18 protein-coding genes and 1 tRNA gene are annotated in these 23,308 nt (G+C 62.3%); 16 read left to right on the plus strand and 3 right to left on the minus strand.

What is annotated here, in order from left to right; genetic code table 11:
* Positions 1–11: 11 nt before the first annotated feature.
* The 12 genes from ACXR2T_RS10605 (at position 12) to ACXR2T_RS10660 (ending at position 15,565) form a co-directional block, all read left to right on the plus strand.
* Positions 12–1,310, plus strand: a complete 1,299-nt coding sequence (locus ACXR2T_RS10605) for an iron-containing alcohol dehydrogenase (protein ID WP_458839002.1) — start codon at positions 12–14, stop codon at positions 1,308–1,310.
* Between the two features lie 17 nt (positions 1,311–1,327).
* Entirely contained in the window at positions 1,328–2,758 is a 1,431-nt protein-coding gene (locus tag ACXR2T_RS10610) for an NAD-dependent succinate-semialdehyde dehydrogenase (RefSeq protein ID WP_458839003.1), read from the plus strand.
* 52 nt (positions 2,759–2,810) lie between these two features.
* Positions 2,811–3,992 (plus strand): NAD(P)-dependent malic enzyme, encoded by a 1,182-nt coding sequence (locus tag ACXR2T_RS10615; protein ID WP_458839004.1) that lies wholly within the window; start codon positions 2,811–2,813, stop codon positions 3,990–3,992.
* Positions 3,993–4,075: 83 nt separating this feature from the next.
* Positions 4,076–5,083, plus strand: coding sequence for an Ldh family oxidoreductase (locus ACXR2T_RS10620; RefSeq protein ID WP_458839005.1), 1,008 nt, complete (start codon positions 4,076–4,078; stop codon positions 5,081–5,083).
* Between the two features lie 9 nt (positions 5,084–5,092).
* Positions 5,093–6,991, plus strand: a complete 1,899-nt coding sequence (locus tag ACXR2T_RS10625; protein WP_458839006.1) for a helix-turn-helix domain-containing protein — start codon at positions 5,093–5,095, stop codon at positions 6,989–6,991.
* Positions 6,992–7,188: 197 nt separating this feature from the next.
* On the plus strand, positions 7,189–8,463 hold the full coding sequence (locus tag ACXR2T_RS10630; RefSeq protein WP_458839007.1) for a hypothetical protein: 1,275 nt from the start codon (positions 7,189–7,191) through the stop codon (positions 8,461–8,463).
* A gap of 20 nt (positions 8,464–8,483) precedes the next feature.
* On the plus strand, positions 8,484–9,047 hold the full coding sequence (locus ACXR2T_RS10635) for an OsmC family protein (RefSeq protein ID WP_458839008.1): 564 nt from the start codon (positions 8,484–8,486) through the stop codon (positions 9,045–9,047).
* A gap of 73 nt (positions 9,048–9,120) precedes the next feature.
* Entirely contained in the window at positions 9,121–10,491 is a 1,371-nt protein-coding gene (locus tag ACXR2T_RS10640; RefSeq protein ID WP_458839009.1) for an MFS transporter, read from the plus strand.
* A 124-nt stretch (positions 10,492–10,615) separates the two neighbouring features.
* Positions 10,616–11,593, plus strand: a complete 978-nt coding sequence (gene dapA, locus ACXR2T_RS10645) for a 4-hydroxy-tetrahydrodipicolinate synthase (RefSeq protein ID WP_458839010.1) — start codon at positions 10,616–10,618, stop codon at positions 11,591–11,593.
* A 98-nt stretch (positions 11,594–11,691) separates the two neighbouring features.
* Entirely contained in the window at positions 11,692–12,405 is a 714-nt protein-coding gene (locus ACXR2T_RS10650) for an ATP-binding cassette domain-containing protein (protein ID WP_458839011.1), read from the plus strand.
* A gap of 53 nt (positions 12,406–12,458) precedes the next feature.
* Positions 12,459–14,984: a YhgE/Pip family protein gene (locus ACXR2T_RS10655; protein ID WP_458839012.1), complete on the plus strand. Its 2,526-nt coding sequence runs from the start codon at positions 12,459–12,461 to the stop codon at positions 14,982–14,984.
* A 14-nt stretch (positions 14,985–14,998) separates the two neighbouring features.
* The gene (locus tag ACXR2T_RS10660) at positions 14,999–15,565 is read left to right on the plus strand and encodes a TetR/AcrR family transcriptional regulator (RefSeq protein WP_458839013.1); all 567 of its coding nucleotides are present in this window, start codon (positions 14,999–15,001) and stop codon (positions 15,563–15,565) included.
* Here ACXR2T_RS10660 and ACXR2T_RS10665 read toward each other — a convergent pair.
* Together ACXR2T_RS10665 and ACXR2T_RS10670 are read right to left on the minus strand one after the other, a co-directional pair.
* Entirely contained in the window at positions 15,562–17,001 is a 1,440-nt protein-coding gene (locus ACXR2T_RS10665; protein ID WP_458839014.1) for a hypothetical protein, read from the minus strand. The genes ACXR2T_RS10660 and ACXR2T_RS10665 overlap by 4 nt on opposite strands.
* A gap of 141 nt (positions 17,002–17,142) precedes the next feature.
* Positions 17,143–18,345 carry a pyridoxal phosphate-dependent aminotransferase gene (locus ACXR2T_RS10670; protein ID WP_458839015.1) on the minus strand — a complete coding sequence of 401 codons (1,203 nt, stop codon included), beginning with the start codon at positions 18,343–18,345 and terminating at the stop codon, positions 17,143–17,145.
* Between the two features lie 201 nt (positions 18,346–18,546).
* Here ACXR2T_RS10670 and ACXR2T_RS10675 point away from each other — a divergent pair, with 201 nt between their 5' ends.
* From ACXR2T_RS10675 to nusG, 4 genes are all read left to right on the plus strand, one after another.
* Positions 18,547–21,480 carry a chitobiase/beta-hexosaminidase C-terminal domain-containing protein gene (locus tag ACXR2T_RS10675; RefSeq protein ID WP_458839016.1) on the plus strand — a complete coding sequence of 978 codons (2,934 nt, stop codon included), beginning with the start codon at positions 18,547–18,549 and terminating at the stop codon, positions 21,478–21,480.
* A gap of 195 nt (positions 21,481–21,675) precedes the next feature.
* Positions 21,676–21,751, plus strand: a tRNA-Trp gene (locus ACXR2T_RS10680).
* Positions 21,752–21,803: 52 nt separating this feature from the next.
* Positions 21,804–22,073, plus strand: a complete 270-nt coding sequence (secE, locus tag ACXR2T_RS10685) for a preprotein translocase subunit SecE (RefSeq protein WP_458814381.1) — start codon at positions 21,804–21,806, stop codon at positions 22,071–22,073.
* Between the two features lie 43 nt (positions 22,074–22,116).
* A complete protein-coding gene (nusG, locus tag ACXR2T_RS10690) occupies positions 22,117–22,920 on the plus strand; it encodes a transcription termination/antitermination protein NusG (RefSeq protein WP_458814379.1) in 804 nt (267 codons plus the stop codon).
* A 169-nt stretch (positions 22,921–23,089) separates the two neighbouring features.
* Here the strand turns inward: nusG and ACXR2T_RS10695 are convergent.
* Positions 23,090–23,308, minus strand: a 219-nt coding sequence (locus tag ACXR2T_RS10695) for a DUF559 domain-containing protein (protein ID WP_489945524.1), incomplete at its 5' end; no start/stop codon positions are given.

The following is a 23,308-nucleotide window of genomic DNA, read 5'->3' on the forward strand; positions in this document are numbered from 1 at the left end:
GATTCTGCGAAATGAATGTCAGTCACACTCTCATCGACGAACTTGGTAATGACCGCATTAGCGCCGCTGCGAGGCGCTCGGCGCTGTCGCCGCAAAACTCAACGAGTGCGGCCACTACGGGGGTACTGCGACTGCCTCAAGCCATTAACTTTGGCTACGGTACACGCTCAGCAATCGCTCCCACGGTCCAAATGTATGGCCAGCGTGCATTCATTATCGTCGACCCATTTCTTGCCACGACCAAACACTTTCACGAAGTAGAGCGCGAACTGCGGGATCGTGGCATCGCGGTCATGCTTTCCACAGAAATCGAGCCCGAGCTGCCCGTTGAAACGCTCCACGCAGTTGCCAGCATTGCGACAGGTTTTCGCCCCGATGTGATCATCGGGTGGGGCGGAGGCAGCGCACTCGATGCGGCAAAACTTGTCGCACTGCTCGTGGCGCACGGCGGTGATCTGTCGCACTACTACGGTGAAAACGCTGTACCAGGCCCGGTCTTGCCGCTCATTGCCGTACCTACCACCGCCGGCACAGGGTCGGAAGTGACACCGGTAGCTGTCATTTCTGACACGACCAGGGAACTGAAAGTGGGTGTCTCAAGCCCACACCTGATCCCACAAGTCGCGATTGTCGACCCAGAATTAACACTCGGTGCGCCCGCGTCAGTGACAGCTTACTCAGGCATAGACGCCCTAGTGCACGCTATCGAGTCGTACACCGCCGCTGATCTCGAGCCGTCGTTTGCCGTCCAGTTGCCCGTCTTCATTGGCCGCAACTCGCTCACCGAAACGATCTCGCTTCAAGCCGTGCAGCTGATCGGAGGGGCACTCGAGTCGGCAGTAGCGCACCCAGACGATAGGGGAGCGCGAGCAGCGATGTCTCGAGGAAGCCTGCTTGCAGGCATGGCATTTGGTAGCACGGGCACTCACTTGTCACACGCGATTCAGTACCCGATCGGCGCTCTCACCCACACGCCCCACGGGCTCGGCACGGGCCTCATGCTGCCATACGTGCTCGAAGCTTGTGCGCCCGCCATTGGTGAGCGTCTCGCCGCGGTCGGTACGGCACTCGGTGTAGGAGCCGATCCGGCACGCGCAATTGACCGGATCGCCGAGATCGTAAAGAACATTGGCATTCCGTCATCTCTTCAAGAGATCGGTGTAGCGAGAAGCGACGTGCCCGGCATCGCCGAGCTCACCCTTGCCTCACAGCGTCTGACCAACATTGCCCCAATTGCCGTCGATCTGGCGTTGGTTACACGAATCATCGAGGCAGCACAAGCCGGCGACCGAGCTCGGCTTCGCCACTAAGAGAAAGAACCCACGATATGTCCTACTTTTCGCAGCTCTACATCGATGGTGTGTGGCGAGCTGGTTCAGACGCCCGAAGCTTTCCCGTGATTGATCCGTATGACGGGTCCGAGATTGCGCAGTTCGCGGCCGCAACATTGGATGACGCAATGGCGGCGGTAAACGCCGCCGAACAAGCTTTGCCTACGTGGTCACAGACCCCGCCCCGAGAGCGAAGCGAAATTCTGCGTCGAGCATATGAAATCTTGACCAACGAAGTCGAAACTTTTGCCGAGATCATCGTGCGCGAGAACGGCAAGGCCTGGCCCGACGCAATGGGTGAAGCCAATTACGCCAAGGAGTTCTTTCGCTGGTTCGCAGAAGAAGCCGTGCGCATCCCGGGTGAATATCGCCTGTCGCCCTCGGGGGACAAGCGCATCTTGGTGACGCACCAGCCTATTGGAGTGTCGCTGCTGATTACCCCCTGGAATTTTCCTGCGGCTATGGCGACTCGAAAGATGGCTCCCGCGCTTGCAGCAGGCTGCACGGTCATATTGAAGCCCGCGCGTGAGACGCCTCTCACTGCTGCCTACATGGTGGACGTGATGGAGCGAGCTGGCGTACCGAGGGGGGTCGTGAACCTTGTCACACCGGTTCCGACGGGCCCGATCGTGCACGAGATGCTGCAGCATCCGGCCGTGCGAAAGCTTTCCTTTACGGGCTCCACAGAAGTCGGCCGTGCGCTGTTGCACGCCGCCGCCGATACGGTGGTTAGCTCGTCGATGGAGCTTGGCGGCAACGCGCCGGTGATCGTGCTTCCGGGCGCAGATCTTGATGAAGCAGTCGACGGTGCGTTTCTCGCAAAGATGCGCAATGGCGGCTCAGCCTGCACCGCGGCCAACCGGTTCTATGTGCATGACGACGTGCACGATGCGTTTGTAGAGCGATTTCACGCCCGTCTTGCCGATGTTGCCGTCGGCAGTGGCTTGGAACGGCAGAACGAACTCGGCGCCATGGTCTCGGTCGCTGAGCGCGACAAGGTTGCCGCTCTGGTTGACAGCGCGGTTGAAGAAGGCGCGAACGTGCGGCTCGGCGGTGAAGTGCCCGCGGGGAGCGGGGCCTTTTATCCGGCGACGTTGCTCACCGACGTGCGGCACGGCAGCACGATCAACTCCAGTGAAATATTTGGGCCGGTAACGGCAGTCGTGCGTGTGCACGATGCCGACGAGGCGGTACGGCTTGCCAACGACACCGAGTTTGGTTTGATGGCCTACGTCTTTGGTGATGAACGGGAAGCCGTGGGCGTCGCCCAGCAACTCGAAGCGGGCATGGTCGCCGTCAACCGCGGTGTCGTCAGCGACCCGGCCGCCCCCTTCGGTGGCATGAAGCAGTCGGGGCTCGGCCGAGAAGGCAGCTCCGAAGGAATCCTGGAGTTCCTTGAAGAACAATACATCTCACTCAACGTGTAGTCCCCAGAATTTAGCCCGGTAGCGGGCACTCAAATAGGAAGCGTTACACACCATGCTGAATCACACTGCCGACCAGGCCCCGATTCTCGAAGATGAGATTTTTGCGAAGCATGAGAGGGGTAAGCTCTCACTGAGTCTCACCTACGACCTCGAAACAAAGCGTGACCTCTCGATCGCCTACACGCCGGGCGTCGCACAGGTCAGCCGTGCGATCGTCGCAGACCCGGCTATTGCCGAAACACACACGTGGGCGTCGAGGCTGGTCGCCGTGATCTCTGACGGCAGCGCGGTGCTGGGACTTGGGGACATTGGCCCCAGCGCATCCCTGCCCGTGATGGAAGGCAAGTGCGCGCTGTTCAAACGATTTGCTGACCTCAACTCGATTCCCATTGTGCTGGATGCCTCAGACGTTGATGAGATCGTCGAAACGATCGTACGGATCGCCCCCAGCTTCGGGGCAGTTAATCTTGAAGACATCTCGGCTCCGCGCTGCTTCGAGATCGAGCAAAGGCTTATCCGGGCGCTTGAGAAACCGGTGATGCATGATGACCAGCACGGCACAGCGATCGTCGTATTGGCCGCGTTGTGGAACGCGATCAGGGTGGTGGGTAAAGAACTGTCGCAGCTGCGCATTGTGATCTCGGGGGCTGGCGCGGCCGGGGTAGCGGTGACGGAGATGTTGTTGGCTGCAGGGGCGCACGACATCGTAGTACTTGACTCGCAGGGTATCCTCTCGGCCGACCGCGCAGACCTCTCACCGCATAAGACGGCGCTCGCGGCACGCACCAATCCGCGAGGGATTTCTGGGGGCATGAGCATGGCGCTTTGGGGCGCAGACGCGTTTATCGGGCTGTCTTCTGCAAAAGTGTCGACTGCTGACGCTCGGCACATGGCGGCTGATGCGATCGTGTTTGCACTGTCGAACCCCGACCCAGAAATCACCCCGGCTGAAGCAAAAGCCTTTGCATCGGTGATTGCAACGGGCCGCAGCGACTACCCCAACCAGATTAACAACGTGCTCGCGTTTCCCGGCATCTTCCGCGGTGCGCTTGACGCGGGCGCAACAAAGATCTCGCTAGAAATGAAGCTAGCTGCCGCACAGGCGCTTGCGGATCTCGTCGGTGATGACCTGTCACCCGAGTACATCATTCCAAGCCCGCTGGATCCCCGGGTAATGCCAGCCGTCGCCGCGAGCGTGAAAGCCGCCGAACCACAGCGTTCGATCCTGGCCTAGTGAACGAGGCTGTCACACCCATACATTTGGAGTGGCGGGCCGCACACACCACACACCACACACATCGAATTTGAGGAGTCATCATGCACGTTTCCGTTGAAGAAGCCCGCGTGGTTGCGGCATCGGCGCTGGCTAGCGCCGGAGTACAGCAGCCCAATCGCGATGTCATTGTCGACGCGCTGATCGAGGCAGAGCTGCGCGGCCTGCACTCCCACGGCTTGCTTCGACTGCCACGCATGGTTGAGCGCATCCACAATGGAGTCGCAGATGCCAATAGCAGCGGTGCGCACACCTGGACGGCGCAGGCCCACCTAAGCGTTGACGGGCAGCGCGGTATCGGCCAGGTGGTCGCTCACCGCGCCCTTGAAGAGATTTCTGAGCGAGCACGGACTACCGGGGTTGCAATTGCAACGATTTCAAACAGCAACCACATTGGTATGCTCGCGCTGTATGCCGAGCAGATCGCGCGGCGAGGGCAGGTGCTGATTGGGTTGACTACGAGTGAGGCTCTCGTGCACCCGTGGGGCGGTCGAACCGCGATGGTGGGCACCAATCCGATCACGATTGGTGTACCCGCTGAGCCGTATCCGTTCGTGCTCGACATGGCGACGGGGCTCGTCTCGATGGGCAAGGTGCACGACTATGCGCACCGCGGTGAGTCGCTTCCCATCGGGTGGGCGCTCGACGCTGAGGGTGAGCCCACGACCAACGCTGCGGCGGCCAAGGACGGTGCCATCGCGCCTTTTGGCGGCCCCAAAGGGTACGCACTGGGTCTGGCATTTGAGGTACTCGTTGCGAGCCTCACGGCGAGCGCGACCGGCCGCGACGTGGCAGGCACGCTCGACTCAACGCAGGTCTGCAATAAGGGCGATGTGTTTATTGTGGCGGAGCCCGCGGGCACGCTGGGGCTCGTGACCAAATATCTTGCGGGCGTGCGCGCTACTGCGCCCGCTGATCCGGACTATCCTGTGCTCGTGCCTGGCGATCGGGCGCGGGTGACGCGCGAGAAGAACTTGACCGCAGGGATCGATGTTGCGGATGCCGTCTGGCAGCGCTTGAGGGAGCTCGCGAGTGCTGCACGTGCGGAGTAGCATGAGCAAATGGTCGAAGAAGAGCATCGTTCTGCGCTGAGCCGCCTGTTGACGGGGGTCGGCCAGCAGCAGCCGGGCGCCGACTGGGAGCGTGACGCCGCCGCGGCCATGGCTGCAGGCCAACTGACCGACGCCGAAGTGTCATCGCTGCGCGACCTGCAGAAGCAGCTCGCCAGCGCGAGTCGGAGCGAGGGCCTGTTGCGCCTGCTCTACGACACGTCTACCGACCTCATCGGTATTCGTGATGTCGAGGTGATCCTCAAAGCGATTGTGCGGCGCACGCGGAGCCTCATCGGCACCGACATTGCGTACCTCAGCTTGAACGATTACGAGCGCGGGGAATCGTATGTCAGGGTGACTGACGGTGCGACGACCTCAGCCTTTAGAAACATTCGGGTGCCGCTGGGCGGTGGCGTGCTGGGCGCCGTGGCAACTGGAGCTGCACCGGCGCAGAGCGCCAACTATCCCGAAGATATGACGAAGACCCACTTTCCAGATAGCGATGCTGCTGTCATTGGTGAGGGCGTGAAGGCGATCATGGGAGTGCCTCTGTGGGCCGAAGGCCGAGTTATCGGTGCCCTCATGGTGGCCGACCGGCGTGCACATGACTTCAACAGTAGTGACATTAGCCTGATCGAGTCGATCGGTGCACACGCGGCGGTGGCGCTTGAGAATGCGCGCCTGTTTACTGATATGACGCGAACGCTCGACCAACTCCATGACGCGCAGCGCGAGAACCTCGAACAGGTGCGATCGCTCGAAGCGCTCGCCTCACTCGACCAGTCGCTCATGGAGACGCTCGCCGCACAAGACATTATTCTCAGCCTGCGGCAACTCATCGCTCAAACCCTCGGAGCACAGGTATGGATTCTCGACCCGGGCGGAGCTCCGATCGGCGATGCGCCAGCGTCGCGAGATTTTCGCGGTGCCGATCTGCGGGACGCTGCGACGGCCTCGCGTGCGGCGCGTACGCCGGTCTCGTATTCTCTCAACAACGCGTCATACGGTGTGATGTCGGCCATTGCGGCAGACCAGCACCTCGCGGTCATTGTGATCGAGGGAGACTGTGATGCGACGATGGTGTCCGTTCTCGAGCGCAGCGCGCTCGTTCTCAGCGCGGCGATGCTGTTTGATCGGACACTGCGCGATGCGCAGTATCGGATGCAGCGTGAACTCGTCGATGAACTACTCAGCCCCCGCACCGAGATCACAGATTTGCTACGCGATCGCGCCCGTCGTTTTGGCGTCGATACTGAAGCCGAACTCAGCGTGCGGGTCGTCGGAACGGCGTCTGTAGACCGCACTCGCGCAGTGACGCTGCTGCGTAGTGTTTCTCCTTCGAGCCGGGTGGTGGCGGCCTACGCCGATACGGTGTGCGTGATCGAACCAGTTCCGCAGACCGGCCGTGATGACGATGGATGCTGGATCATTGATGTGTTGCAAGCTAACGGGATTACCGCAACGGTTGGGGCGTCGGCGCCCCATGGTGGTCTCGCGCATCTTCCACAGTCCTTCCTCGAAGCGCGCGCCGTGCACAATGCGCTGGTCGCACTTGAGCGTTACGGTGAGGCCGCAGACATGCCGAAGCTGGGCACGGCCGGCATGCTGCTCGGAAGTACAGACAGAAGCTTTGCGCGGCACCTGCTTGCTGCACAGCTGGGCCCGCTTCTGGAGTACGACCAAAAACGGGGCACCGAATTGATGTACACCGCGTGGGTGTTCTTGGACGCTGATTCTGCCCAAGCGGAGTCAGCGAAACGGCTCCATATTCATACCAACACGATGCGCCAGCGGTTGGACCGCATTGATGGGATCCTCGGTAGGAATTGGCGACGTGGTGGTAGAGCGCTCGACATTCATATCGCACTCCAGCTGTGGCGTCTGCGTGAACACGGTCTGCTCGACTAATTACTGATGTTCTTGCCCGGGAGGGCACATCTCCCGCTGAACCCATGTTGATCTGACACATGAGGTCTTAGCAAGTGTGGCGGTCAAACATATCGAACTAGTGGTGAGTGGCTGGGACTATATGAATGCACCGGAAGTTCAGTCGGCGAAAGCGTGATAGAGCTTCGCTGGCACACAAATCCATCAAAGGAGATACGATGAACCCCACACTGACGGCACAGACTGTGTTGACGTGCAACCCGGCAGCGGTTGACAATATCAACACCTTCCTGTCTGATCCCGAGAATCCGCTAGTCAAAGATTTCCTCGCGGTCGTTGCCAAGCACGGCACCCCCGAGGAGATCAACGCGAAGGCTGCCGAGGCACGCAAGCTTGAGAATCTGAAGCAGCGTCTCGCCGACATGAACTCACCGTACCTCGCCGATCTGGAGTGGCTCGAGCAGCAGCGAGACAGCGGCGCATTCGTCGGACTCGACGAGTACACGCAGCGCATTCTGGGCGAGGGGGCCACTCCGATCCGTAACGGTGAGAACGCCGTGACGCTGGAGATTAGCGTCATGAACTTCTTCCCGTGGCTCATGGAAGAGGCGCGCCGTGCGATTCAGGAGCGCGAGATCATGCCCGGCCGGTTTATTCGCGTGCGCGACATGAACGAGTCACTCGAAGACCAGGGTGACATGCTCGCCTTCGCGGCCGCGATGCAGATCATCGGGGCGAGCTACGTAGAAACGCTGAACACGCGGGGCACTGATGGTTCGAACGTGAACATCGGCGGCCCTGAAGTGCTCGCTGGTTACTTCGCTGGCATTCAGATGCCCAACGAACAGCCGCTCGAATGGGTTGATGAGTACCTGCATCACTACACTGTTAATGGCGTGCGCCAGGTGCTCAACATTACGCCCGGCCAGCTGCTTCTCGGTTACTGGCTTAACCAGCTCGGCATTCACACCGAGTTCAAGGTGTCCGTGTGGTTTGCCGGCCACGAGAATGCCTATGGCGCCGTGTACACATTCATGATGGCCAAGCTCATGGAAGCGGCGGATGGCACCACGCCACTCATCGGGCTGAACATCATCAACTCAGTGAACGCAGACACGATTCGGCACATCGCCGCAGTGCGAGACACATTTGGGTACCGCGACCAGGTGCGCATCGAGCATCACCTCACCCAAACCTACAAGAGCACGGTGCGCCAGCCGTACTTGCGTCGTGACGAGATCGTCGAGGTAGCACAGACGGTCGCAAACATTGCGGCAAAGCACGAGGGTGGAGACCCCGAAACCGAAATGCAGCGCGATGTTCAGTCAGACTTCTTTGACTACTTCCGCAGCAAGGAAGACCTCGTCTCGAGCGGCGACCTGGCAGCGATGGAACAGCTGTACATGGATAAGCACGACTCGATTCAGAAGACCGCAGAAGCGCTCACCCGAGCCGGAATCGGCTTCGTGACCGCCTCAAACCTCCACCACTAATCGTTTCCAGGGAGTAAATAATGACGACCGCAACTTCTCGCCAGGCGTCGGCGGACAAAGAACTTATCGAACAGACAGCAGCAGCGGTGGCCGGCAACAGGTCACTTGGTAACGTCACGTTCAAGGTGAATGCGCAGTCCACAGGCGGGCTGTCGGCCGCCGTGCACACGGGCAGCCTTGTGCAGGCAGGCACCCCAGACGTGGCACGCGAGGGCAAGTTTACGCTCACCAGCGATGAGCCCGTCTCGCTGATGGGCAACGACACAGGAGTGAGCCCGGCAGAGTACATCCTCACCGGGCTCGCCGGGTGCTACACGGTGACGCTCGCGTCACTCGCTGCCATGCGCGGGATCACGCTTGACTCGGTGTCGATGTCGCTCGATTTCGACATCGACCTCGGTGGCTTCCTGGGCATCGACGCAGACGTTCGTAAGGGCGCAAAGGGCATCTCGGTCGACGTTGACATCGAAAGCCCTGACGCAACACGCGAGCAGCTTGAAGAGCTGGTACGCGCGCTAGAGGACACCTCACCGATTCGCGACACGATCGCGAACCCCGTTCCGGTCAGCACAACGCTGCGCTAACCGGCCACCGCCGCGGGCCTCACCTGAAGGCCCGCGGCACCCCACAAGTTTCACCGATTAGAAACGGTTAATCATGAGCCAGCCCTCGCGCAACGAAGCGCCAGTCACCGGCATCAACATCATCCCCGGTTCCCTCCGACGCGTCATCGCGTCGTCCGCCATCGGCCAGTTCGTCGAATGGTACGATTTTGTCATCTATGCCTACTCGGCGACGATCATTGCCAAGCTCTTCTTCCCCACAGACGATCCCGTAGCCGGTGTGCTCTCGGTCTTTGGAGTGTACGCGGTCGGCTTCGCGATGCGGCCGCTCGGCGCAATCGTTTTCGGTTTGCTTGGCGACCGCATCGGGCGGCGCTCACTGCTTGTGATCGTCATCATCATGATGGGCGCCGGCACGATGGGCATTGGTCTGCTGCCCACCTACGAGACTGTTGGCATCCTCGCCCCAATCTTGCTGGTGCTGTGCCGTATGATTCAGGGCTTCTCCGCCGCGGGTGAGACCGTCGGTTCCAACACGTTCGTGGCCGAGCACGCCCCCAAGAGCAAGCGCGGTCTGTACGTCGCCTTTACATACAGCTTTTCGACCGTGCCCTCGGTCGTAGCGGCGCTGTTCGTACTGTTCTTGATCAACGTTCTCGGAGAACCGGTCTACGACGCCTGGGGTTGGCGCATCGCATTCTTGATCGGTGGCCCGATGGCTCTGGTTGGTTTTTATATCCGTGCGAAGGTTGACGAGTCGCCTGTGTTTGAGGCTGCTCAGGAGGCGAAGGACGCCAAGAAAGCACTGCCAGCTGCAGCAGTGCCCGAGAAGAAGGAATCGTCAACGAAGGCGGTCGTGCAGACCCTAGCATTGGCTGCGCTCTCGAGCCTCGGGTTTTACACTCTCAGTGGCTACATGGTCACGTTCTTGACTACGGGGGCGAAGCTTCCCGAGAGCGAAGCGCTGCTCACGAACGGTGTCGCACTATTCATTGCTTTCATGTGTTTCTGGGCTGGTGGCGCGCTCTCTGACAAATACGGTCGCCGACCGGTGCTCTACGCCATCATTATTGCCGCCATCGTGCTGTACCTGCCAGCGTTCTGGCTTGTAGGCACCGGTCACCTGTGGACGGCCATGCTGGGCCAACTCGTGATCGCGGTGATCTTCGGAATGTATTGGGGCGTCTTCGGTGTTACTGTCGTGGAGCTCTTCCCCACGCGCAACCGTCTCAGCGGCGCGACGATTAGTTACAACATGGCGTACACGCTGTTTGGTGGAACCGCCCCGCTGATCGCCACCTGGCTGATTTCCCAGACCGGTTCGTTGCTGGCCCCGGGTATTTACATGATGGCCATCGCGGTAGTAGCGCTCATCATCGTGATCGCTACCAAGATGCCAGAGACCGCCGGTAAGAGCATGTTGCACGAGGACGATCGGGTGCAGGAGCCCGCACAGCCCGCCTAAGTCGCTCGCGCGCATTCGCTCTCACTGAGCGCTCGATGGGATCCGGTGCTTGCTTCTGCGGAGGCAAACGCCGGATCCCATCGGCATTCGTCCATCATGAAGTTCAGTAGAAAGTAGACTCACCATGGCAACATCGCAAAATCCCTTCGGGCAGGTACTCGTCGCGCTTGTCACCCCCATGACACCAGCGGGCGAAGTGGACTGGCCCGCGGTCGCATCACACATAGACCGGGTCATCGCAGATGGCGCCGATGGCATCGTTGTGACTGGCACGACAGGGGAGACCTCTACGCTCACCGACGACGAGAAGATTAGGCTCGTAGAAGTCGGCAAAGACGTGGCTGCGGGGCGCGCAAAGATTCTCACAGGTGGTGGGTCGAACGAAACCGCGCACGCAATACAGCTGTATCGGGCGAGTGAAAAAGCAGGCGCTGACGGGATCATGGTCGTCACCCCCTATTACAACAAGCCCACACAGGCGGGCATTCTTACCCACTTTCGGTTGATTGCTGACGCCACCGACCTGCCGGTCGTGCTCTATGATATTCCCGGTCGTGCGGGCGTGCCAATCGGCTACGAAACGATCATGAGGCTGTCTCACCACCCCAATGTGGTCGCGGTGAAAGACGCAAAGGGTGACTTTGCGGAGGTAAGCCGTGTGCTCAATCAGAGCGATCTCATGTATTTCTCTGGCGATGACGCCAATGTTTTGCCGCACTTGGCTATTGGTGCCGCAGGGGTTATCGGGGTGACGGCAAACATCGCGCCAGCACCGTACCGCGAAATGATCGATGCTGTTAATCGTGCAGACCTCGCGGCCGCAACCAGGCAGCACATGCTGCTCGAGCCCCTGGTGAGAGCCGCCATGGACTTTGTGCCGGGAACTGTTGCGGTGAAATACATTCTGCATGGTTTGGGGCAGATTGGTAGCCCCCGAGTGCGGCTACCGTTGGTCGGGCCTGAGGACTGGGAAGCGTCGCGCATTGAAGAGCAGCTCGCGCTCGTGCAGGGGTTGCATGGGTTCGACTTTTCGAGCTTTCGCCCCGACCGCAACACTGCGGCGGGTGGCGCCCTTCCAAAAATCCACGGTACGACGCGTTAGCCCCTGCTGCCATGGGCGCCCCAGCACAGTTTGACGTGCACAGAAACTCGACTTAGACTGACTAGTCAGTTCAGTTATTGAGTCCCTCGAGGAGCCCCGTGCACACGCCCACCCTTGCCCAGAGCGGCGCAGACACCGCTACCGCCCCCGTACTTCGCCTCGCGGGCACGAGCGTAGACGGCCCGCGCGGCCGAGTGTTCGGCCCGCTCGACGCGTCTACCGCAGCACCGGTCACCCTGGTGACGGGTGTGAGTGGCTCTGGCCGCACCGCGCTGTTACTCACCATTGCGGGGCGTATGAAACCTGAGGGCGGCACGGTCGAGGTGCTTCGCGAGACGCGCACCGGCGAGATTCGGCGCATCACCGGCATCGCCGGGTTTGCGGGCATTGACGAGCTCGAGCCCGCCGTCACGCTTGCAGCGACCCTGCGCGAGCGGCTCTCGTGGGAGCTGCCCTGGTGGCGTCGCACCCCGCGCATCACCGCCGAGGTTGCGCACGAGCTGCTCGCCCCCGCGTTCGGCCCCTCTTTTGGCTCACGTCAGCCCAATGAAGCCGCCCCGCACCCCGACGCCTCGCAGCTGTGTCGTGAGCTCGGCCCCGCCGACGACCTGCTCGTGCGCATCGCGCTCGCGCTCATCGCGCGGCCAGAGCTGCTCGTCGTCGACGATCTTGACGCGCTGCGCGACCCCGCAGACCGGGCTCGGGTCGCCGCACGCCTGCGCGAAATCTCGCGCACTGTGCCCGTCGTCATCGCGACAAGCGACGCGCGTGACGCGGCGCTATTCGACGAGCCCGCGCGCATCAGCCTGTAACCGCACCACACACCACGTCACCACGCCAAACTTCACGAAACGAAACGCAAAACATGTCATTTCTCACCCGGGGCACCGAGCTTTCGCGGTTTAAACAGGGCACCATGCCCAAGATCGCGCTCGTCGTGCTGCTCGTCATTCCGCTCATTTACGGCGCACTCTACCTGTGGGCGTTCTGGGCGCCCACCGACCACATGAACCAGCTGCCCGTCGCCATCACCAACCTTGACGAGCCAGCCAAGAAGCCCGGCGGTGGCAAACTCACCGCGGGTAGCGACGTCATTAAAGAACTGCGCGACGGCAAAGAGCTCGACTGGCGCGAGATGACCGCGAGCGAGGCCGAGCAGGCGATCGCCGACGGCGACGTCTACTTTGGGGTCACGATTCCCCAAGACTTCTCGTCAACGCTCGCGGGGCTGCAAGATAACCCCGCCGCGGGCCAAATTGGCGTCACCTACAACGACAACAACTCGTTTCTCGCCTCGACGCTCGGCAAGCAGGCCATGATGCAGCTGCGCGAAGCCGTCGCACAGCAGGCCACACAGACCGCCGCCGATGAGTTGCTCGTCGGCGTGCAAAAACTCACCGACGGCACGCGCGACGCCTCAGACGCCGCGGGCACCCTCAAGGACGGCACGAAGGCCGTCGCCGACGGCACCGAAGCGCTCACGGCGGGCCTCGGCGAACTCGCCGACGGCACGGCGCAGCTCGTCGCCAAATCGCCCGAACTCACCAAGGGCACCTCAGATCTCGCGGGGGGACTTGCGATCGTGCGTGACGGCAGCGCGAAGCTCGCCTCAGGCGCGGGCACCGTCGCTTCAGGCGCGGGCACCGCGGCCACCAAGTCAGGCGAGCTGCGCGACGGCCTCGGCAACCTGCAACTCGGCGCCGGATCCCTCGCGAACGGCGCAAGCGAGCTCGCGACCGGCAGCGAAGCACTGTCGACCGGGGCGGGCACGCTCGCCGAGAGTGTCACCACCCTCGCAGGCGGCATCGCCGATCTCGCGACGGGAGCAGACACCCTCGCGACTGGCACGACCGCGCTGTCGGCCGGCGCGACCGAGCTGTCGACCGGGCTGGGTCTGCTTTCGACGGGGGTCGCAGGCGCTTCAACCGGAGCCGCCAACCTGCAGGCCGGCGCAGAATCGCTGAACGGTGGCGCCAGCCAGGTCGCCACCGCCACCGAGCAGATCGCGGGCCTTGCCACGCAAAACCCCGCAATGACCCTTGCGGAGCTCGACGCCGCACTGCAGGCACAGGGCAGTTCGCTCGCAGCCCTCGCACAAGGGGCAGGGCAGGTGCGTGACGGCGCAACGGGTGTGAGCACGGGCGCGACCGATCTCGCCGCGGGGCTCACCACGCTTGATACGTCGGCCGAGGCCGCCGCGACAAGCGCTGCAACCCTCGCTGAGGGAGCCGCCAGCGTCGACGAAGGTGCTACTACGCTCAAGACGGGGGCGGGCAAGCTCTCAGAAGGAGCAGCCAAGCTCGAGACCGGGGCGGGCACGCTCGCGACAAGCGCCTCCACCCTCGCGGGTGGCTCAGCCAAGGTGTCTGCTGGCGCGGGCACACTCGCCGAGGGCGCCGAAACCGCGCACCGCGGCGGCACCGAGCTGACGAAGGGCCTCACGACGCTGAGCGGTGGCGCACACGAGGTCGCCTCGGGCAGCACGACTCTCGCCGAGGGCGCGCAGGCGGCCCAGACCGGCGCCGACAAGCTCGCAGCGGGCGCGGGGGAACTCGCGGCCGGCGCATCGAAACTCGACGACGGCGCGCAGCAGGCGAGCGAGAAGTCGGGTGAGCTGGCGAACGGGGCGAGCAAGGTCGGATCCGGCGCGAAAACGTTCGCGACCGAGCTCGCGGCCGGAGCAGCCGAAGCCCCCGAGATTGACGACAACAGGGCAAGCAAGATCGCCGAGACGCTCGCGGCGCCGGTCGAGCTCGACGAGGCCACCTCGAACGAGGTGCAGGGCTTTGGTGAGGGCTTCGCGCCGTTCTTCATCGCGCTCGCGTCGTTCGTGGGCGCGCTCATCACCTGGCTCATATTGCGTCCGCTGCCGCGCCGGCCGTTCGCGTCGAACGTGTCGGGGCTGCGGTCGGTGCTCGCGGGGTTCTGGCCCGCCGCGCTGATTGGCGTAGGCCAGGTCGCGATCATGATGGCGGTGCTCGTGTTTGCGATCGGCATGCGGCCCGTGCACTGGGTGGGCATGACGGCGTTTATGCTGCTCACCACGCTCGCATTCCTCGCGCTGCAGCAGATGTTCATCGCGCTGCTGGGCACCGCCGCGGGCCGCGTCGTGAGCCTCGTACTGCTGATGCTGATGCTGTCGTCGTCGGGCGGCACGTACCCGGTCGAAACGACACCCGGTTTCTTCCAGGCGCTACACCCGTACATGCCCGCGTCGTACGTGGTGAGCGGGCTGCGGCAGCTCATTGGCGGCGGCATCGATGCTCGATTCTGGGGGTCGCTGCTCGTGATGGCCGGCATTCTCATCGGATCGCTCGCGGTGAGCGCCGTCGCCGCGCGCCGCCAGAAGGTGTGGACGATTAAGCGCCTGCACCCCGAGCTCGCGATCTAGGCCACACTAGAGACATGGCAAGAGTGAGCACGAAGCAGCTGATCACCGAGGCGGCGGTGCGGGTCGCCGCGCAGCACGGCATTAGCGGTGCCTCAATGGATCAGATCGCCGAGGCGGCGGGGGTCGCGAAGGGCTCCCTGTATTACAACTTCAAATCGAAAGACGCGATTTTTGAAGAGGTGATCCGGGCGGGCTTTGAGCGACTTGCGGCGGCAATCGATGCGGCCTCGGCCGTGTCAGACGCCGCCGCGGCCCCCCGCGCGGTCGCCGGTGCGACACTCGAAACCCTGCGCGAAAACCTCGACCTGGCCAAACTCATGGCCGCCGAGGTGTTTCGCACCGACCGCGCGTGGGCTGACTCGATGCAGCTCGCGCGCGGCCAGGTCGCGGTGCGCTACCGCGACGTGCTGCGCGCCGCCCGCGTCGCGGCAGGCGTAAGCGCCCGCGACGCGGAGCGCATCACTGTGACGGCGGGCGCGGCGTTCTTCGGTGCGCTCGCGGGCGCCACGCTCGACTGGTTGCTGTTTCACCCAGACCAGGCGATCGACGAGGTGCTCGACCAGGTGATGCAGACGGCCTAGACGAGCTGCGCGGGCGAGCGGCCTCCAGGCTGAGAGGCGTCGTACTCGCGGGCGCGCTGCGTCACCGTGAGTGCGACGACCGCCGCCGCGATGACGAGCAGCAGCCCAGCCGGCACGAGGTCGGCAAACACCCAGCGCGCAGTGACGGGCGTCAGCACCGAGGCAAAGTCAGTGTACGTGTCTGCACTCGCGTCTTGTTCGAGCAGGCCGCGTTCGGTAATTGTGAAGGGCACACGCGAGGTGACCTCACGGCCGTCGCGCGCGAGCGCTGTGATCTCAATCGTGTAGTCGCCGGGCGCATCCTGCAGGTCGAGCGGGCCCGAGGCGTCGCCCCAGCCGTCACGGTCTACGGTGCCGGTGGCAAGCTCGGTGCCGCCACTGTCGGTGCCGACCGGCAGCAGCGTGACGGTGAGAGTGCTGCCCGCGCGCAGGTCGCTGCCGCTCGCCGACCACTCCATACTGGTGTTGGTGTCAGCTGAAGCGTCGTCGTACACGCCACCCGATACCCACGGTGAGGAGCGTAGCGACCCCACGGCCGATGCGCCGTAGCCCAGTGACATGACGCTCGCCGCGGCCACGAGCACGATCGACAACACAAAGTTGAGGTTCTTCGCACCGACGGCTGCGCCGCGCGGGCGCAGCGGATCGGGTTGCTGCGCGATAGCACGCTGCGCTGCCCGTGTGCCCGCGACAATGCCAGCACCGATCACGGCGAGCACTATGGCCCACAGCCACACCTGCGTGGCAGAGCCGGTGACGTCTGCCACGATGAGCCCCGCGATGAGCGCGGCTGAGGCCGTGATCACCGGCACCGCAAACCCGAGTGCCGCGGTGCGCTGCGTGTCGCCTTCGTCAGGAGTAGCGGCAGGGGCGGCGGCAACGCGCGATACATCGACTGCACGTTGACTGTTGGCACGCGGCGTGAACACAAACCCCGCGAGCACGAGCGTCACCACGAGCGCCGTGTGCAACACGATCGGCAGATACAGGTTGACAGTCTGCGTGAGTGGCGTCGCGGGCGAGCCGCCGCCAATAAACCCGCCAAAAAACAGGCCTATGCAGGTGAACGCCGAGATGGCGGTGGCGACGATCAGGGAGGTAGCCGCGAACAACTGCACGGGCCGCGCAAGCGAGGTGAGTGGCACCTGCGAGCTGGTCGCGGCCGCCCGCATCGCCGATGTACGCCGCAGCGCCACGAGCGAGCCCAACCCCAACACAGCGACCGCCGCGAAGAACACGAACCGCGCAAACGACAGCGGCGTGGGGCCGAGCTCAGTCGTGTACCGCGCGGGCTCCCCGGCGCCCTGCAAATCGACGTAGACCCCCGCCACGAACAGCAACCACGCCCCGATCGCGCTGCTCAGCACGAGCATGAGCGCGCCGCGGGCGCCCGCCCGCCCCGAAACCTCGGGTCCAGAAACTACGGTGTTTGTCATGCCTGAATCCTACGCGCGCGAGAGCGCGGCGCGCGGCGGCACGGCAACATGATCCGGATCGAAAGCGGCCGTGCACAGCACAGGCCGGCCGAAAATGATCTCGACCGGCCTGAGGCTGAACACGAACTCGCGTGCGCGGATTTACGCGCCGAGCAGTGCCTGAATGCGGCGAATGCCCTCGACGAGCGCGTCGTCGCCGAGCGCGTAGCTGAAGCGCAGGTAGCCCGAGGGGCCAAACGCCTCACCGGGTACCGCGGCAACCTCGGCCTTTTCGAGGATCAGATCGGCGAGCTCGAGTGAGCTCGTGGGCGTCGTGCCCGCGATCTCCTTGCCGAGTGCGGCCGTCACATCGACGTACGCGTAGAACGCGCCCTCGGGGGTGGGGCAGTGGAAGCCCGGCACCTTGTTGAGTTCTTCGACGATCAGCTTGCGGCGGCGGTCGAACGCGAGACGCATCTCCTCGATCGGTGCCTGGTCACCGTCGAGTGCGGCAGCCGCGGCGATCTGCGCGACGTTGTTGATGTTTGATGTCATGTGCGACTGGAGGTTCGCCGCACCCTTAATGAGGTCGGCGGGGCCCGCGAGCCAGCCGATGCGCCAGCCGGTCATCGCGAAGGTCTTGGCGACGCCGTTGACGAGGATCGTGTTCTCGGCGAGGGCGGGCACCGCCTCGACGATCGAGACCGCGCGCACGCCGTCGTAAGTGAGGTTCTGGTAGATCTCGTCACTCACCACGAACAGGTTGTGCTTCAGCGCCCACTCGCCGATCGCCTTGGTCTCCTCGGGGGAGTAGACGGCACCGGTGGGGTTTGAGGGCGAGCAGAACAGCAGCGCCTTGGTCTTGTCGGTGCGAGCGGCCTCGAGCTGCTCGACCGTCACCTTGTAGCCCTGGTCAGCGCCGGCGAAGACCTCTACGGCGACGCCGTCGGCGAGCTGGATCTCTTCGGGGTAGCTTGTCCAGAACGGCGAGGGAAGAATGACCTCGTCGCCGGGGTTCAAGATCGTCTGAAACGCCGAGTAGACGGCGTGCTTGCCGCCGTTGGTGACGATGACCTGGCTCGGCGCAATATCGAGACCCGAGTCACGCTTCGTCTTACGGGCGATCGCCTCGCGCAGAACGGGCAGGCCGACCGCGGGGGTGTAGCGGAAGTTGTTGGGGTTATCGAGGGCCTCGCGCGCCGCCTGCACAATGTGCGGGGGCGTGGGGAAATCGGGCTCGCCCGCAGCGTAGCTAATCACCGGGCGGCCTTCGGCCTGAAGCGCCTTTGCCTTACCGTCGACCTTAAGGGTGGCGGACTCAGCGATGGCTGCAATCTTCTTTGAGAGACGAGTGTTTTGGGTCACGTGACGAGTCTACTCGAGAGCCCTGGCAGGAGCAGCGCGGCCGACGCCCCAAAGACTGTGACGCGCAGACAAATGAGTATGAACCGCGCATGAAAAAGATTAAGACCAGCGAAATGTATTGCTCTGTTGTGGGTCACCTGACGCTGAAAACGTTGAGTGGTGCCACAGAGGCACCACTTCTTCGAGAGGACTACATCAGACATGACGCGAAAGCGTAGAGTTACCGCTTTAGCGCTCGGCGGGATTATCTTGTTCGGCGGGCAAGCGGCGATAGCCGACACAACTGTAAAAGCTTGGGCCAGCGACATTGGCCTTGCCGCCCCCGAAGTGAGTCTCGAGAGCGGTCGGTATGTGGACGCCCAAACCGTCACACTAACGGCGCCCGCGGGAACCGAAATTCGGTACACCCTCGACGGTACCGAGCCCACCCGGGCAAGTGCGCTCTACGAGGCGCCGATCCAGATCGAGGCCTCGGTAAACCTCACCGCTGTGGCGTTCATGGGCACTGCGCAAAGCGAGCCCGTGATGCGTGGACTGATTATCAAAACAGCTGAGGAACCAGCGGCACAGTTCGCCGTTATGAGCGATATTCACCTGTCTTCTAGCACGGACGCACTCGATAAGAAGTGGCAGCAGTACTTTGACACGCTGACCAGCATCATGCCGAACCCCGATGCGATCATTTCGAATGGTGATCAGATCAACGATAACAACTACAACACGGCGAGCGATCACAAGTATCCGCGGGCGATGTTTGAATCAAACCTCGCACGTACCGGTATGGACAGCACCGACGTGTTGATGACGTTTGGTAACCATGATGACCGGGTCAACCGCATGTTTGAGAATTACCCGCGCGAGTGGTTTCCATCGGAAAAGGGTTACTACGAGACCACAATTGGTGGGTTCCCAGCGTTCATCGTGAACACTGAATCCTGGGGGAGCGCCCAAGCGACGTGGCTGTACGAGCGCCTTACCGAGCTCACCGAAGATGCCGCCACACAGGGACAGCCGATCTTCGTGTTTGGTCATAAGCCGCTGCCTAACACCGTCTGGGATGGTGCTCAGGCGTCAAACGCGGGATTGAAATCGAACCTCAACGATTTTCCGCAGGTCGTGTTCTTCTCGGGGCACTCGCACCTCAACATCACCGATGAACGATCGATTCACCAAGACACGTTTACCTCCGTCAACGAGGGCTCAATGTCATACGAAGAAACCGACAGCGTGTTTCAAACGTTTGGCAACGGTCTCGCGAAAGAACACACTATTCCGACCGCGCAGTCGGTGCTCGTCGAGGTGTACGACGATCGAATCGAGATCGACCGGATTAACTATGCGGCCGATCACGGACGTACATACACACCCGAGGGCGCCTGGAGTTTTCAACAGAATCCGCCGTTCTCTTCTACGGGAACTCTCGCCGGACCAAGCTGGGTGATCGAACGCGGCGACACACCGCAAGAGACGAAATCAAAGTTTCGCTATACCGCCCAGAACCGCAATGGTGTCGCACCCGAGTGGACAGCTGAACAACCATCAGTGGATGCGACTGAAAACGGGCTGATGCTGGTGCTGCCGCAGGCGGTCGATGACCAGTACGTGAAGGACTACTCGCTGCAGATCACCGACGTCGAAACCGGTGAGGCAGTGAATTTGTTGCCGACCAACGGCAGAATTTCGGCCGATTATGTGTTTGCGCCGCGACAAGCGACGCTGCAGGTGCCGTTGCAGGTGCGTAAAGATAACAAGGTTGGGCAGCCGATTGATCGGAAGCTCACGGCAGGCCAACGCTACGAAGCTACGCTCGTCGCCTACGATTCGTACGGAAACAAAAGCCCGTCACGCAGCTTCACGTTTGTAGCTCAGATGGAGATACAACGCGACGCGCTTGATGCGGTTACAGAACTTGCTAGCCCAGTGATTGCGCGGCTCAGTCGTGTGCTCGGAGAGCCAGACCAGGCCCAGCCGCAGGACTTTCAGGTCCACGTCACAGACCTTGCTGAGGCTCAGAAACTTGCAACTTCGCTCACCGGCCTGTTTGCGCAAGAGTATGTGGCTCAAAGCCAGCTCGACCGTGCCGTTGCGCGGGCGCAGCAGCAACTGGAATCGCTGAACTCACTTTTCACGCCGGTTCAGCGCACCGTTCTGGAGCGCCTTGTTGAAGAAGCCGAGGCGGCACTCGCTGGTACCGAAGTCGCGAGCGAAGCGCTGCAAGCGCAAGTTGCAGACGCCAAGCAGATGCTCGGCGCGCTCAACATCTCACAGGACGACATCGATGCAGCGACGGAGCGGCTCGCGACCGCACTCCAAGAGTTCGAAGAGTCTGTGCTGGATCGCTCGGTACTCGTGACCGCGGTTACCGCGGCCGTGACGCAAGCGAACACGGTGGAGAGGGTGCTCGGCGTACTGACCCCGGCGGTTGCCGCTGACTACGCGCTCTTCATCGAAGACGTAGCAGGGGCCTCCGACGCTGTGGCAGAGGTACGTGCACTCATCGCCGCAGCACCGATAGGCGTGGAACATGTACAGGGCGACTCTGTGAACCCCGCTGCGAGCTCAGACGCTTTGACGCAGGAGAGCATCGACGCGGCGGCACAGACGCTGAACGAGGCGACAGCGCGGCTGGCTGGTTTCGCGGTCGACGTAAATCGGAGTGCGCTACAAGCTGCGGTGCAGTCGCACGCCGACTTGGTCGCCAAGGCAAGCGACAGTACGCTCGCTGAAGCGCAAACAATGGTCTCTGCGCACCGTGAGGCGCTGGCGCTGCTGGGAGAGTTGAACCGCTCCCAGGCTGCTATTGATGCTGCCGAGAGTGGCCTCGCCGCCGCCGCCCGAGCCTTCTCTGAAGCACTGGCAACCGAGACGCCGGGTGGCGGTGAAGCCAACAGCGGCGGCGATGATAGCACCGCAGATGGTGGTTCGGGCGGCGCGACCGACGAAACCGAAAACCCGAAGGGTGACGATGGTGGCAGTGGCACGGCAGACGTGTCGAGCGCAGCAGGTGGACCGTCGGCAGGCTCAGGTGAACTGGCTGAGACGGGTGCCACGGGGGTGTGGACGCTCGCGGTGATAGCGTCACTCCTGGCCGCGAGCGGCGCAGCCCTGCTCCGTCGTCGAACGCGACGAGGCTGACCGAAATCAGAACTCGTGTGCGTGGGCGTAGAAGGCTCGCTACGCCCGCGCACACGGGCTCGACACGCGCGGACACACCGACTCAGGTGCCCCCAGTTCGACAATGGCCCGAGATTCGCGTATCGTAAACCTCGGTAGTTGACGTCTACCAAACTTTTCTATGCCTGTTCGGTTTAGAAATGCGTCAATTTCCGAAGGGCGGTGGCTCAATTGGTAGAGCAGCGGTCTCCAAAACCGCAGGTTGCAGGTTCGAGTCCTGTCCGCCCTGCCAGATCCCGCCGGGCGTCCGACGTGCCCGGTGGGGCAGATGAAAGGACACCCGAGTGAGCAGCACTGAAATCGAGGAAGGCAGCGGCCCCGTCGATCACGCCAATTCCGATCGTGCTGCAAAGCGCAATCTGTTTAGTCGTATTGCGCTGTTCATTCAGCAGGTCATTGCAGAGCTGAAGAAGGTCGTCACCCCGACCCGCAAAGAGCTCATCAACTACACGCTCGTGGTAATCGCCTTCGTGGTGATCATGATGGCACTCGTTTGGGGCCTCGATCAGCTCTTCGGCTTCGTTACAATATTTACTTTCGGAAACGGCTCCTAGCTAGCACAGCGCGTCCGTCTTCACTCGAGCTAAGGAAAGCACCATGACCAGCGAGAACAGCAACAACCCAGAGGCCAACCTCGACGCGGCCCTTGACGCGCTGGTGCAGTCGACTGACCCGGTAGCCGACGAGGCCGTCGAAGACGCTCTCGTGATCGACAGCGAAGAAGAGGCAGCCGCGGCCGCTAACGCAATCGTCGACGAAGAGTCCGAAGAAGAGGCTGAGGCGGTTGACCCGTACAAGGCGTTCAAGAAGGACCTGCGTCGCCGCCCGGGCAAGTGGTTTGTGATTCACACCTACGCCGGCTACGAGCGCAAAGTTCGCTCGAACCTGTGGAACCGTCGCGAGGTCATGGGCGCCGTTGATGACATCTATGAGATTCAGGTTCCCATGGAAGATGTCATGGAGGTCAAGAACGGCCAGCGCAAGATGGTCACCCGCGTGCGTATTCCCGGCTACGTTCTGGTGCGCATGAACCTCAACGAGACCACCTGGTCGGTTGTGCGTCACACCCCCGGTGTGACCGGCTTCGTGGGCAACGCTCACAACCCGGTGCCGCTGCGCATCAACGAGGCGTTCGAGATGCTCAAGAGCACCGTCGAGCTTGAGCAGGTCGCAGGCGAGGGCAAGGGCAAGGCAGCAGTTACGGCCGCTGCTCAGGGCAACATTGAGATCGACTTCGAGGTCGGCGAGACGATCACCATCAAGTCGGGCTCTTTCGAAGGCCTGCCCGGCACGATCAGCGAGATCAACGCCGCATCGGGCAAGCTCACCGTGCTGGTGTCGCTGTTCGAGCGCGAAACCCCGGTCGAGCTCGGCTTCGACCAGGTCACCAAGATGGTCTAAGTTTTTACTTCAACATCTGCCTCGTTCTTCGGAGCGAGGCATTTGTTGTTTCTTCGCTAGGTATAGCACCTCCTTGACCAAGCGAAATTATCAATCGCGCGTCAAGCATCAAGAATCTGAGATAACTGATGCTCGACGCTGGATCGATGCCCGAAGCGTTGCTTCGAGGTTAGCGCGCAAGGTGTAGTTTGCGTGCCACGGCGTCCAAGATTACCGTCTCTACTGTGCTCCAGTCGTACACGACCTCGGCATACCCGACCCGAATCACGAAATAGCCGCGCTTCATAAGCTCGGCGTCGTGCGCGCGGTCAGATACACGCTGCGCCTTTTCGTGCTGCTTGCCGTCGATCTGTACTACGAGCCGATCACCAATCAGAAAATCAACGCG

The organism is Leucobacter faecis (assembly GCF_054456635.2).